Origin of the sequence: Mucilaginibacter sp. (assembly GCF_965225845.1) — a bacterium.
Taxonomy (GTDB): Bacteria; Bacteroidota; Bacteroidia; order Sphingobacteriales; family Sphingobacteriaceae; genus Mucilaginibacter.
Genome location: NZ_CBDDBL010000002.1, coordinates 373208 through 385940, shown reverse-complemented (window position 1 = coordinate 385940; position 12733 = coordinate 373208). Strand labels below are relative to the sequence as shown.

At 40.0% G+C, this 12733-nt stretch carries 16 protein-coding genes; 13 read left to right on the top strand and 3 right to left on the bottom strand.

The window, feature by feature from the left end; genetic code table 11:
- Positions 1 to 49: 49 nt before the first annotated feature.
- The 9 genes from ACYZ0U_RS05535 (at position 50) to ACYZ0U_RS05495 (ending at position 6165) form a co-directional block, all read left to right on the top strand.
- Positions 50 to 490: a MarR family winged helix-turn-helix transcriptional regulator gene (locus tag ACYZ0U_RS05535; protein WP_461450674.1), complete on the top strand. Its 441-nt coding sequence runs from the start codon at positions 50 to 52 to the stop codon at positions 488 to 490.
- A 55-nt stretch (positions 491 to 545) separates the two neighbouring features.
- Entirely contained in the window at positions 546 to 1535 is a 990-nt protein-coding gene (locus ACYZ0U_RS05530) for an NADP-dependent oxidoreductase (RefSeq protein ID WP_461450672.1), read from the top strand.
- Between the two features lie 52 nt (positions 1536 to 1587).
- Positions 1588 to 2634, top strand: coding sequence for an NAD(P)-dependent alcohol dehydrogenase (locus tag ACYZ0U_RS05525; protein ID WP_461450670.1), 1047 nt, complete (start codon positions 1588 to 1590; stop codon positions 2632 to 2634).
- 110 nt (positions 2635 to 2744) lie between these two features.
- On the top strand, positions 2745 to 3698 hold the full coding sequence (locus ACYZ0U_RS05520) for a DUF2268 domain-containing putative Zn-dependent protease (protein WP_461450668.1): 954 nt from the start codon (positions 2745 to 2747) through the stop codon (positions 3696 to 3698).
- A 236-nt stretch (positions 3699 to 3934) separates the two neighbouring features.
- Positions 3935 to 4303, top strand: a complete 369-nt coding sequence (locus ACYZ0U_RS05515) for a hypothetical protein (RefSeq protein ID WP_461450666.1) — start codon at positions 3935 to 3937, stop codon at positions 4301 to 4303.
- A gap of 14 nt (positions 4304 to 4317) precedes the next feature.
- Positions 4318 to 4563, top strand: a complete 246-nt coding sequence (locus ACYZ0U_RS05510) for a hypothetical protein (protein WP_461450664.1) — start codon at positions 4318 to 4320, stop codon at positions 4561 to 4563.
- 69 nt (positions 4564 to 4632) lie between these two features.
- Positions 4633 to 4959, top strand: a complete 327-nt coding sequence (locus tag ACYZ0U_RS05505; protein ID WP_461450662.1) for a tetratricopeptide repeat protein — start codon at positions 4633 to 4635, stop codon at positions 4957 to 4959.
- Positions 4960 to 5062: 103 nt separating this feature from the next.
- Positions 5063 to 5599 carry a histidine kinase dimerization/phospho-acceptor domain-containing protein gene (locus tag ACYZ0U_RS05500; protein WP_461450660.1) on the top strand — a complete coding sequence of 179 codons (537 nt, stop codon included), beginning with the start codon at positions 5063 to 5065 and terminating at the stop codon, positions 5597 to 5599.
- Positions 5600 to 5784: 185 nt separating this feature from the next.
- Positions 5785 to 6165, top strand: a complete 381-nt coding sequence (locus tag ACYZ0U_RS05495) for a sensor histidine kinase (protein ID WP_461453687.1) — start codon at positions 5785 to 5787, stop codon at positions 6163 to 6165.
- An 8-nt stretch (positions 6166 to 6173) separates the two neighbouring features.
- Here ACYZ0U_RS05495 and ACYZ0U_RS05490 read toward each other — a convergent pair whose 3' ends face one another.
- A complete protein-coding gene (locus ACYZ0U_RS05490; RefSeq protein WP_461450658.1) occupies positions 6174 to 8570 on the bottom strand; it encodes a PAS domain S-box protein in 2397 nt (798 codons plus the stop codon).
- 202 nt (positions 8571 to 8772) lie between these two features.
- On the opposite strand from ACYZ0U_RS05490, the gene ACYZ0U_RS05485 reads away from it, so the two are divergent.
- From ACYZ0U_RS05485 to ACYZ0U_RS05475, 3 genes are all read left to right on the top strand, one after another.
- Entirely contained in the window at positions 8773 to 8994 is a 222-nt protein-coding gene (locus tag ACYZ0U_RS05485; RefSeq protein ID WP_461450656.1) for a helix-turn-helix domain-containing protein, read from the top strand.
- 120 nt (positions 8995 to 9114) lie between these two features.
- Entirely contained in the window at positions 9115 to 10527 is a 1413-nt protein-coding gene (rlmD, locus tag ACYZ0U_RS05480) for a 23S rRNA (uracil(1939)-C(5))-methyltransferase RlmD (RefSeq protein ID WP_461450654.1), read from the top strand.
- A 60-nt stretch (positions 10528 to 10587) separates the two neighbouring features.
- Positions 10588 to 10977, top strand: coding sequence for a hypothetical protein (locus tag ACYZ0U_RS05475; RefSeq protein ID WP_461450652.1), 390 nt, complete (start codon positions 10588 to 10590; stop codon positions 10975 to 10977).
- Between the two features lie 59 nt (positions 10978 to 11036).
- Here the strand turns inward: ACYZ0U_RS05475 and ACYZ0U_RS05470 are convergent, their stop codons facing one another.
- Positions 11037 to 11261 carry a hypothetical protein gene (locus ACYZ0U_RS05470; protein WP_461450650.1) on the bottom strand — a complete coding sequence of 75 codons (225 nt, stop codon included), beginning with the start codon at positions 11259 to 11261 and terminating at the stop codon, positions 11037 to 11039.
- Positions 11262 to 11402: 141 nt separating this feature from the next.
- On the opposite strand from ACYZ0U_RS05470, the gene ACYZ0U_RS05465 reads away from it, so the two are divergent.
- Positions 11403 to 11912, top strand: a complete 510-nt coding sequence (locus tag ACYZ0U_RS05465; RefSeq protein WP_461450648.1) for a phosphoribosyltransferase family protein — start codon at positions 11403 to 11405, stop codon at positions 11910 to 11912.
- Between the two features lie 295 nt (positions 11913 to 12207).
- On the opposite strand, the gene ACYZ0U_RS05460 is transcribed toward ACYZ0U_RS05465, so the two are convergent.
- The gene (locus ACYZ0U_RS05460) at positions 12208 to 12717 is read right to left on the bottom strand and encodes a thioredoxin family protein (RefSeq protein ID WP_461450646.1); all 510 of its coding nucleotides are present in this window, start codon (positions 12715 to 12717) and stop codon (positions 12208 to 12210) included.
- Positions 12718 to 12733 lie beyond the last annotated feature (16 nt).

Here is a 12733-nt window from a genome sequence, read left to right as displayed (position 1 = left end):
ATATTAATATCATGGGAAATATATTCCATGGATTATATATTTTTGCCATGTGAAAATAGAGAATGAAATAAAGCAGCAGCATTTCTTAACTCCGCATCATAAAGCGGGCATTAACATTATTTTCACTGCAAATTGGTTGCTGAATGAAATTGCCATTGCTTTAAAACCAGTTGGCCTCTCGCTGCAGCAACTAAACGCGCTAAGTATTTTGGACGGGCAGCCGGAAAAAACCGCTACCGTGAACTTAATACGCGAACGTTTGATAGACCGTATGCCCAATGTGTCACGCCTGTTAAATAAGCTGATGGAAAAAGGGCTCATCACCAAAGAACGCAACCTAACCGATCAGCGGATTGTGTATATTAAACTAACACAAAAAGGCGCCGAGGTAAAGCAAAAAGGTCGCGAGCTTTTCGACCAGATAGGTTTTGATATGAGTGATGTTGATGCTGAGCTGTTAAATAGCTTATTGAACAAAGTAAGAGATTAAAAATTTAATAATTTATGATCCATGGATTATAACCCCATGGAAAAAATAAAAAAAAATGAATAAGGTATTACATTTAAAAAGCAGGCCGAATGGTTTACCTAAAGCAACTGACTTTGAAATTATTGAGCAACAAATACCTGTAAATAACTTGGGTGAATTATTGTTAAAGTCCATTTACATTTCGGTAGACCCCTATCTGCGCGGCAAAATGTCTAAAACTTACAGTCCGCCGTTTGAGTTAAATGAACCCGTGGCATCAAAGGTTGTAGCCAGGGTTATCGATTCAAAAAACGAAAGCTTTACGGCAGGCGATTATGTGATCGGCTACCTTAATTGGGCAGAATACCAGTTATCAAATGGAACAGGGTTATCAAAGATCGATAACCACGATGCATCGCTTAGCGCTTATTTAGGTGTGCTTGGCACAACAGGCTTGTCGGCATATTTTGCTTTGCTGGATATTGGCAAACCCAAACCCGGCGATACCTTAGTTGTATCCGGAGCCGCCGGCGCTGTGGGTAGCATTGCCGGGCAAATAGGTAAAATATCGGGATGCAGGGTAATAGGTATTGCAGGAACAGATGAGAAAACTGAACTCTTAAAAAGTAAATTCGGGTTTGATGATGCTATCAATTACAAAACAACTCCGGATATCAACGCTGCTATAAAAGCTGTTTGCCCCAATGGTGTAGATGTTTATTTTGATAACGTAGGCGGAGAAATATCTGATGCAGTGATAAACAATTTGAATAACAATGCCCGTATTGCCGTTTGCGGATCTATATCAAATTATAATGATACCGAAACCCAGATTGGCCCAAGACTTTTACCGTTAGTTGTATATAAACGATTGTCAATCCGCGGGTTTTTAATAGCGGATTATGCCGATAAATTTACTGAAGGCGTATCACAGTTAACCGCATGGTTAAAAGATGGTAAGCTCACCTATTCAGAAACGGTGATGGAAGGATTTGATCAACTGCCCGAAGCTTTTATTGGTCTTTTTGAGGGTAGAAATGAAGGCAAAATGATAGTAAAAGTATAGTAAAACTTAATTTTACAACTAAAAAAGAACATCAAACATAAATAAATACACTATGAAAGCAGTAAAAGCGTACGCGGCGCAAAGCGCCGAAAAACCATTAGGCCCATTCCAGATCGACCGCCGCGAACCCGGATCAACCGACGTGGAAATCAAGATCTTATATTGTGGCGTTTGCCACTCCGATATTCATACCGCCCGTAATGAATGGCAGGGATCAATGTACCCGGTAGTGCCCGGGCACGAAATTGTGGGTAAAGTTACCCGTGTAGGCGACTCGGTAAGTAAATTTAAAGTTGGCGATACAGTTGGCGTGGGTTGTTTTGTTGACTCATGCGGGCATTGCAACAATTGCAAAAACCACAAGGAGCAATATTGCGAAAATGGCCATACCCAAACTTACAACTCCTACTCACAGGATAAAAAAACCATTACTTATGGTGGTTACTCAAGCCATATTGTAGTTACCGAAGGTTTTGTGCTGCACGTGTCGGATAAATTACCTTTAGAAAAAGTTGCGCCTTTGTTATGCGCGGGTATCACTACGTATTCTCCGTTAAAAAAGTGGAATGTTAAAGCCGGTGATAAAGTAGCTGTTTTAGGTTTAGGCGGCTTAGGCCACATGGCAGTTAAACTGGCAGCCTCAATGGGTGCGATTGTAACCGTTTTAAGCCGCTCAAAAAGCAAAGCTAAGGATGCTACAGAACTTGGTGCTACCAATTTTGAGCTAACAACCGATCCTGAAAATATGAAAAGGCTGGTCAACAGCTTCGATTTTATTATTGATACCGTATCGGCCCCGCATGATTATAATGAGTATTTAAGCTTATTAGGCACCGACGGCGTGATGGTATTATTAGGCGTTCCGCCGGAGCCATCAACTGTGCATGCTTTTGCTTTAATTGGTAACCGTCGCAGCGTTGTAGGTTCATTAGTAGGCGGCATTAAAGAAACCCAGGAAATGCTGGATTACTGTGCCGAGCATGGCATTACTTCGGATGTAGAAATGATCAATATAGATCAGATCAACGAAGCCTATGAACGTACCCTTGCCGGTGATGTACATTACCGCTTTGTTATTGACATGGCTTCGCTGGCATAAGCAGTAACTATATTCATTTTAAAAAGCCCCTTAATTTTCTAAGGGGCTTTTTTATTGTGCTGTAACAATTCGAAGCAGAAACAGTCGTAATAGAAATATTTGGAACTGAGATGAAACACAATTACCTGCTCCTTATCTTTACTATTTTTCCTGTTGTATTGTTTGCTCAAAAACCTTTGCGTACAACAAATCCCGCTAAGGTAAGGTTGATAACTGATGACATCCCAAGGTTTTGGATGGCTTTTGATTCTTGTAACCTAGATACTGCTGACCGGGTTGCTATATTAAAACGCTATATTGATAATGGCACACCGGGTTTAAAAAAGCTAAATGAACTAAGTATTAATGGTGCACAAAATTTGGCCCATTCGGTAAAAAAATACCAGTTATACTATGCATCCGTTCGAGCTAATACTTATAAAGTAAATACCTTTGAACCACAGATGCGCGCATCAATGGAAAAACTTAAAGAGATTTACCCTGCAGTGCAATTTCCGGATGTTTATTTCCTAATGGGCGATTTGAGTTCAGGAGGAAAATCTGACACAACAGGCTTGCTAATCGGCACTGAAGTAATGACTGCTGATTCCAATAGCAACTTTGATAGTGTTTACCCACCGTTTAAAATAGCGCTTTTATCTCATGGAATAAAAGCGTTACCAGTTATAGTATCACATGAGCTTATTCATTACCAGCAAATTTATGTGGATAGTAGTCTTAATCTTTTGGGTGCAGCTATTAGAGAGGGCAGCGCGGATTTTATTGGCGAACTAATATCGGGTGCGAATACTAACCCGGTAGCTTTTAAATATGGCGAAGAGCACCAAAGGGAATTATGGTTGCAGTTTGAAAAAGAAATGAATGGGAGCGATATGAGCAATTGGCTCTACAACCGGGCTACCATTGCTCGTCCCAAAGATTTAGGTTACTATATCGGTTATAAAATCACGCAGGCATATTACAAGCAAAGCAAAAACAAAAACCAAGCTATATATGATATTCTGAAAATAAAAGACTTTCATTTGTTTTTGGCTAAAAGTGGATATGGTAATCAATTTTATTGAATATGTTAATATAAAGAAGTTTACAACACAATAATACAAGGCCTCTTAAATTTTAAGGGGCTTTTTTATTGCACTTTCAATTACGGAAACTATTTTTTGTCTTAATTTAATTTACAACTTAAACTGTCTGTTTTACGTATAAATCACTTACATATAGCAATTTAAAACACTCGAAAATTTAAGATCACTGCTAAAATGTGCTCAATTGACCTCGTAACGCTGTTTTTTTTATTAAAATGAAAGTTAAATTACTGTTAATTTTTTTACTGATTTTTTCGGGCAATATATGCTTTGCTCACTTCCATAGCAAAACAGATAGTTTGCGTAACGAGCTGTTAAAATCCATCGCCAACAAAAAAAAGGATAACGATACCAGTAAAATTAACGATCTGAACAGGCTGGCCAATGCGTACCAGAGCAGCTACCCGGATAGCAGCGTTTATTATGGCGATATGGCCGTACGTATTTCCCGCAAAATGAACTACAACAAAGGTATTGCCGATGGTTTGGCGGCATCCGCGGCTATTTATATAACACAGGGGAAATACCAGTTAGCGATATCAAATTTAAACCAAAGTACAGCTATTTACACAAGCGGTAATTGACATTTCGGGCCTAAGTGTTTGTGATAAGATATTTGGTGACCTCTATTGCCAAAAACAGTGATTTCCAAAAAGCTTTATTCTACTACAACAGGTCGCTTACTGCAAAACTTAAAACTAAAGCAATTGTCGGGTATTCTCTCGCCTTTACCTGGATTTTGGTAATGTTATATAACGGCATGGGGTCGTATTCAAGAGCGCTTGATTATTACTTTAAGTCATTAAATATAGATAACAAGCTGCACGATAAAAAAAATGAATAGCTAACGATTATAACGACATTGGCTACCTGCTGCAGAACATGGATATTTATCCTAAAGCACTGGAGTATTATGCCAAAGCGTTGGTTATGTTTACGCAGGCACGCGCTTATTGGCGGTATTTCTATTGTTGAAGAAAACATTGGCGAGGTGCTTTTACCTGAAGGTAAATATGATGAAGCGATAAAGTATTTAAACGAAGCTTTAATTATAAACCTGAAGCAGGATAATAAAGACGGTATCAGCCAGATTTACAGCGACCTTGGCTTGTGCTATCTTTATAAAAAGCATAACGTTACCGCTTTAAATTATCTGCAACAAGCATTAAACTTAGGCATTGCCAATCAATTGGATGGTGACCGTGCAGAAGCACTTACAGCAATTGCACAGTATTTATAATATTAACAAAGATTATAAACAGGCTTACAATTATGCCCTTACAGGCCAAATCATGGTCGGACCATATTGGTAGTATTTTGATGCGCACACCTGCCTATGTGCAATGGATACAGGCATTGGGCGGCCTGCAGATGGTACAAGGAAGCCTTTTTTTGCACAGCAGGCCCTCGATCAAATGAAGTTCAGCGCCCGCAAGGATGAAAGCGTACAGAAATTTACTTTATATAATACTGAATATAACTATGCTAACAAGGAGCAGCAGCAGTTATTGCAGCAAAAAGCAAGCGCCTTGCTCTACCAGCAAAAAATACGCGACCAGCGGTTGTTGAACATCATATTTTTGATCGCTTCAGTAGCTATGGTATTTATCATCGGTTTGTATTATACCCAAAAGCATAACCAGATGAAGATTAATGCCAAGCTTAGTGAAAAAAACCAGGAAGTATCACAGCAAAAGGTAGATTTGAATGTGCAGGCAGAAGAATTGAATGAACTGAACAAATTAAAGGATCGTTTAATATCCATATTGGCACATGACCTGCGTTCGCCATTAAGCACTTTACGTGGTTTGTTTAAATTGTTGGAGGATGACAGCATTTCGCATGATGAATTATTAGCGATGATACCGGTCGGTAGTTAGTAAACTGGATTACACCTCCGATTTTTTTGGATACCCTGCTATTCTGGATCAACAGCCAAATGGAAAACTATCACAGGCGCTACAAAAAAGTTTTCTATCAACGATATTATTGATATAGAGTACGTTAATTATAAGGAACAGGCAGCATTAAAAGGTATTTACTATGATTGATGATATAAGCGACCATTTTAACGGCGCTGGCTGACCCCAATTCAGTTAGGATTGTGGTTAGAAATTTGGTTACAAATGCCATAAAATTTTCAGGACATGGCGACAGTATTACCATTTCGGCCGTGAGACAAGATAACGATGTGCTGATATCGATAAGCGATACCGGTACAGGTATGACTGCCGAACAACAAGCTAAACTGTTTAAAAACCGTGTTGACAGTGCCACAGGAACCCGAAATGAATCGGGCACAGGCATGGGTCTTTTATTTTGTAAAGACCTGGTTGAAAAAAGCAATGGAAAAATTTGGGTAGACAGCACCCAGGGAGAAGGCACAACTTTTTACTTTACCATACCTATGGAAGATGCCGGGAAGCTGGAATTACAATTGAATTAAAAAAAAATTTAGTGATCTGCCAGCGGCAATGTAAAATAAAACGTGCTTCCTTTGCCTGGTTCGCTTTGGAGCCAGATACGGCCGCCATGGCGCTGGATAATTTCAGCACTTAAATACAACCCTATTCCAAAGCCGGAAATATGGCGGGTGTTACTGCTCTCCACACGGTAATAACGATCAAATATCTTGTCTGCGTCAGACGCTTTAATACCAATCCCTTCGTCTTTTACACTTATGATAACCTCGTTACCACTTGTTTTGCAATCGATATATATGGTTGTATCCTTGGGTGAGTATTTAACCGCGTTGCTGATCAGGTTTGAAATAACCGAGTTGATCTTGTCCCGGTCTGCATAAACATTTATAGCCGAGCATTGCGCTGTGCTGATGTGATGGCTGGTTACGCTTAATTGCTGCTCCTCTGTAATTTCCCTCACCAGTTCTTCTATATTAAAATGGCTTTTTTCGATCAGTATTTTGCCCGATTCGAGTCGGGAAATGTTCAGGAAGCCGTTGATCATATTGCTCATCTTTCTTACCTGCAGGTTGGCTTTTTCCATTGCTGTTACTAAAAATTGGTCTTCGCTATTTTTAAGTTTGGTATTTGCAACTTGTATAATAGCGTTTAAAGAGGTGAGCGGTGTTTTAAGCTCATGGCTTACCATCCCGATGAAATCACTTTTACGTATTTCGTCTTGCTTACTTTCTGTAATATCATGCAATACACCGGTAAAAAAGTCTTTGCCATCATAACGTTGCATTGTACCTACTCCACGTACCCATCGTATTTTTCCATCATGAAAACCAATTACCGGATATTCCATATCAAACCGTTCACCCTTTGTAAAAGCGGCTTCAACCATATCGGCAGCCTTTTGTCTGTAATCGGGATGTATCTGATTGATAGCAGCCTCATATGGAACTGTTTCGTCGGGCTTAAAACCAAAAAACTCTTTTAATTGTGGTGAAGGATAAAATATCCTATCGGTAGCGTTAATAAAATAAGTGCCCAGGCCGGCGGCGTCGACGGCCATACGCAAGCTTTCTTCGGCCCTTTCAACTTTCTGGGTAGCGAGGTACTGGTCGGTAATATCCATAACTACTCCTGTAAATGCCGAAAAAGCGCCCGAAGGGTCTGCTTTCAAATTCCCGATGGCACGTAGCCAGCGCAACTGGTTATCATGCAAACCGATAACCGGATAGGTGACGTCGTAATCACCATCATTATAAATCGCATCTTCCAATTTAGCTGATACATAGTCCCTATATTCGTCGGTAATTTGTGCTATAGCCTGCTCAATGGAAAGGTCTTCATCAGGATAATAGCCAAACAGTTCTTTCAAACGGGCGTCAGTAATAAATTCCCGCGTAACCGAGTGGATAAACCAGGTACCGAAATTGGCGGCATCGAGTGCCAGGCGAAGCGCTGTCTCACCCTCTTCAATTTTCTGCTGAGCCTCCTTTAATTGCTGGTTAACATAGGCCAGCTCATCATTTGTTGAGATTAGCTCTTCATTGGTAGAAGCCAGTTCTTCGTTCGAGGCGGTCATTTCCTCGTTGATGGCTTGTAATTCATCCGAGCTTCGTTTTAATGTTTGCTCCCAATGCTTGCGCTCAGTGATATCACGGGTTGTACCTGCTATTGCTTCAACTTCACCCTCATCATTAAAAACCGGTGTAAAAATATAATCATAAACCCGCTTGCCTAAGGTAGCATGCGGAAATGATACTTCACCACGGATAGGTTGTTTGGTTGTTTTAACCTGGTCTATCTCCCTTTCGTGCATTTCGGCATGCCAGGGTTCGTATCCATTCTCCAATAAACCTTTTCCTATGGCATTATCCCAGGTTTTGCCCCACATGGCAAGCAGGGCGCTGTTTGCATAAGTAAAGCGATATTTAAGGTCAAATACATACATCAGATCCGGGGTACCTGATGTGATGGTTTCATATAAACGTTTTTGTTTTTCAGAGCGATCCCTGGTTTCCTGCAATGCTTCTTCGGCCTGTTTGCGTTCTGTAATATCGCTGGCAGCACCAAACCACTCCACTATCTCTCCATTATCATCCAAAATGGGAACCGCACGCGAAAACGTCCATCCGGGGGTACCATCAGCCCGTAATACCCGGTGTTCCATCTGAAATATTTTTTTTTCTTTTATAGCTTCTTCAATAGCTATATTTACTTTTTCAAGATCTTCCGGATAAATATTTTGGGACCGCCAGCCTGTTATAGGCTCATGGGTATCTTTTAAAAATCCGCGTCCATCCAATTCATACATCACACTCCAGTCGGCACTTAGGCTATAAATCACATCGGATGTGGCTGTTACCAGAGCCCGAAAACGCTCGTCGCTGGCAGCAATTTTTTGTTCATTTAAGCTTGAGTTGTCGGCTGGCGTCATATTTCACTAGAAACAAAGCAGAAAATAGAAATAAAACGTGAAAGAATATATTTTGTTTACGATGATGATTATTTGTAGTTCGCATATTGCCTTATGAGTTAATAAACAATTTTTACCAGGCGAATAACCATGTAAACGCCTCCTATACTCAAAAATGAAACTTAAAAGCAGCAAAAACCGTAAAAATTGCTTTTAAATACTAATGAAATACAGCGTAAAACATGATAGGACCAACCCAATCATCGAGAAGTTAAGAGCTCAAAGGGAATTAAAAGGGTTAACGCAGGGGCAGATTGCAGCTAAGCTGGATGTATCTCAAAATGCATATAGCAAAGTAGAATTAGGGCAAACAAAAATTACACTGAATGCACTATTTGCAATAGCTGATATTTTAGATATACAGGTAGCAGAGCTTTTTGATTAAATAAAACCTTTAATTCACTTATTTGTCACTTCCCTATAATAAGTTCGCCAGAATATCAAGTTAAGCCCCGTCGATAAAGCATACAATCTGCAAGCTGAAATTATTACCTTTGCAAACTTTATGGGCAGAGGCAACAAAAACAAACCGGATAAGATTTTTGAGGGCGTTGAAATAATCGACATTGCCGAAGAAGGCAAGGGCGTTGGCAAATCCGATGATTTTGTGCTTTTTGTAGAAAAAGCCATCCCCGGCGATATTGCCGATGTACTGGTTTACCGCAGCAAAAAGAATTTTGGCGAAGGCCGTATCATGAACCTTAAAAAAGCTTCGGAACACCGTGTACAGGCTTTCTGCGAGCATTTTGGCACCTGTGGCGGCTGCAAATGGCAACACATGACTTATGACGCCCAGCTCACGTTCAAGCAAAAATCGGTTGAGAACGCGCTTACCCGTTTAGGAAAAGTTGATATTAGCGGAATACTGCCTATTGTGGCTTCGCCGGAGGATAAGTATTACCGTAACAAGCTGGAATTTACTTTCAGCAACAAACGCTGGCTGATGGATGGCGAGGCTAAACCAGAGGATAACATCAATATGGATGCCTTAGGCTTTCACATCCCCGGCAGGTTTGATAAAATTTTGGATGTGCAGCATTGCTACCTACAGGCCGATCCGTCAAACGCGATACGAAACAGTATTGATGAGTTTGCTAAACGCGAGGGATATTCTTACTATGATTTAAAAGGCCATTCAGGAGCACTGCGTAACCTGATCATCCGCACCTCGTCAACCGGGGAGCTGATGGTGATCGTAGTGTTTGCCTACCCTACAGAAGAAGAGATCAGCAAACTGATGAATTTTGTTGCTGATACTTTCTTGCAGATCACATCGCTGCTGTACATCGTCAACCAAAAGAAAAATGATACTATTTTCGACCAGCATGTTGTAGCCTTCCGAGGGCCGGAGTATATTCATGAGGAGATGGACGGAATCAGGTTCAGGATCGGTGCTAAGTCGTTCTATCAAACAAATTCAATTCAAGCGAAAAAGCTGTATGAGATAACACGTGATTTTGCAGGCTTTACCGGCGATGAGCTGGTTTATGACTTATATACCGGTGCCGGAACCATTGCCAACTTTATAGCCGGGCAGGTAAAGCAGGTTGTTGGGGTTGAGTATGTGCCTACGGCGATAGAAGACGCGAAGATAAACTCCGCGATAAACAACATTATCAACACTAAATTTTACGCGGGTGATATGAAGGATGTTTTGGTGCCCGATTTCATCGCCGAACATGGTAAACCGGATGTGATTATTACCGATCCGCCGCGTGCAGGCATGCACCCCGATGTAATTGCCCGCCTGATGGACATTGAAGCACCAAAAATTGTATATGTAAGCTGCAATGCCGCCACTCAGGCCCGCGACTTACTTGTACTGAAAGAAAAATACGATACTGTTAAAATTCAACCGGTTGATATGTTTCCTCATACGCAGCACGTGGAGAATGTGGTGTTGCTTAAACTCAAATAAGTTAGATTTATAATCAAGAAAATCCATGAATCCCATAAATCATGGTTCAGACAAAATACTATGGAACCCGAAGAACTGCTAAACGAAAATAACGGAAAAGATAAAGAAAGCCCATTACTAAGCCTTGAGGTTGATTTGAAACTTTTTAACGAGTCGATACGTGAGATAGCAATCGAAATAATGGTAGAGGGCTTGTCGCTGTACCCTATCTTCATTGCCCACCAGCACGAGGTTGCCGTTGGCGAAATGATATTGGATAAAGAAGATGTAAACAGCGATTGGAGTATAAATGCTTCAACACTCGAAGAATTTATCGAGCGTGGTATCGTCAAAAAAGAATTAAAGCAGCGCTTTATTGATACCTACAAAAAACCCGAGGATTTTATGTGTGTATTTGTGGTAACACCCGAAGGTGCCAACTTTGTATTTTTCCCTTACGTAAAGGATTAAGCTACTATTCTTAATTCCCCACCATGGGCGGTTAATACCCCAATTAATGTGGAAATTTGTTATGCCACTAAACCTTCAACTAAAAAAAACATTCCTGCGCTTACACTCATCATTACCATAGCAAGGCTGTTTAGTCTTAAAGCAGTTTTTAAATATTGATCATTAGGTGCCAAATTGGACCATTTAAACACTTTATAGATCAGGTAAGCAAGGAAAATTAACGCGATTCCAGCAAAAAAAAGTACATATTCCATGTTGATGATATTTAATAGATATTGATTCATTAAATACATTTGCAACAATTACGCCAATCCATAAATTCAATCTTTTCGCTTTAAAACTTAATTTCTACCTTAGCCGTAAATAATTGTATTAAATGCGTAATGCACTTTCAACTTTTAACATTAAACTTATAACTAAGTGCTATGTCAGATAAAAAACTCCTTATACTCAACCAGCAGCAAATGCAGCAAAAGATTGACCGCATTGCTTACCAGATACTGGAAGATAATTTTGACGAGGAAGAAATACTGATAGCCGGCATCTTACCCCGTGGTAACCATATAGCAGAGCGCCTTAAAAAAATACTGGATAAAATTGCCCCGTTTAAAAGCAAACTGCTCACCATTGAACTGGAAAAACAAAGCAGCAGCCTAAAATCGAATATTAATTTTAAGGTTGAGGATTGCGAGGATAAGGCTGTTATTTTGGTAGATGATGTACTTAACTCGGGTAAAACACTGGCTTATGGCTTTGGGGTATTTATTGATGTTCGCCTTAAAAAATTGCGTACAGCGGTTTTGATTGACCGAAACCACAAAAACTTCCCGATCACTACCGATTACGCGGGGATGGCTTTATCAACTGTATTAAAAGAGCGTGTTGACGTTTTTTTAACAGAAAACGACCATGAAGATGCGGTATATTTAACTTGATCCTGCTGTAAGCACATTCCCATTTTGTGTAAATATTCCCCATTTTGCGTAGGCGTAATTTCCACAACAATATTAAACTTTACTTTTAAACAAGTTTTTAAAGCTAAAATACAGCTACTTAGCAATTGGCATTGCTTTTGAATTAATGTTAATACCCTTCCCAAAAAAGGGTTGTTTTCATAGGTAGATGTAAGGCCGAAAAACTGCGAGAGTGTTTCGGTCTTTTTTTATGCCCAAAATTTTACATATCGCAACCAATTCCCCCCTTGTTCTAAGTACTTCGCTCCTAACAAACCTAATCCGCCGTTTTCTCCAGTGCCTGCTTACCAAATTTAATTAAATCCTTCGCTCCTATATAGCCCAAAGTACCAAACACCGGTTTGCCGTTTGAATCAAACACAATTAAAGTGGGGTAAGCCGTTATTCCCCACTGTTGGGCAAGTGCAGGCCCTTCTCCGCGCTCCATATCAATAGATACATTAATAAAATTTTGGTTATAAAAATCAGCTGCCTTATTATTTTTAAATGTAGCATTCCTTAACAAAGTGCACGGGCCGCACCAGGTAGCATAACAATCCACAAAAATGTATTTATTTTTTATATGTGCCTGGTGCAGTGCTTCGCTCCAGGAGTTTTCAATAAAAACAATTCCCTTGGCGTTTTTGCTATCTGCATCCTTAACGCTTTGCGCGTTACAAAACACTGGCATGATCAGCCCGAAAATTAAAAGCCATTTATAAAAATTGATCCGCTTCATATCAATAAAAAACCCAAACCTATAAATAATGTACAGGTTTGGGATCATTTATTTTAGGCAGTGC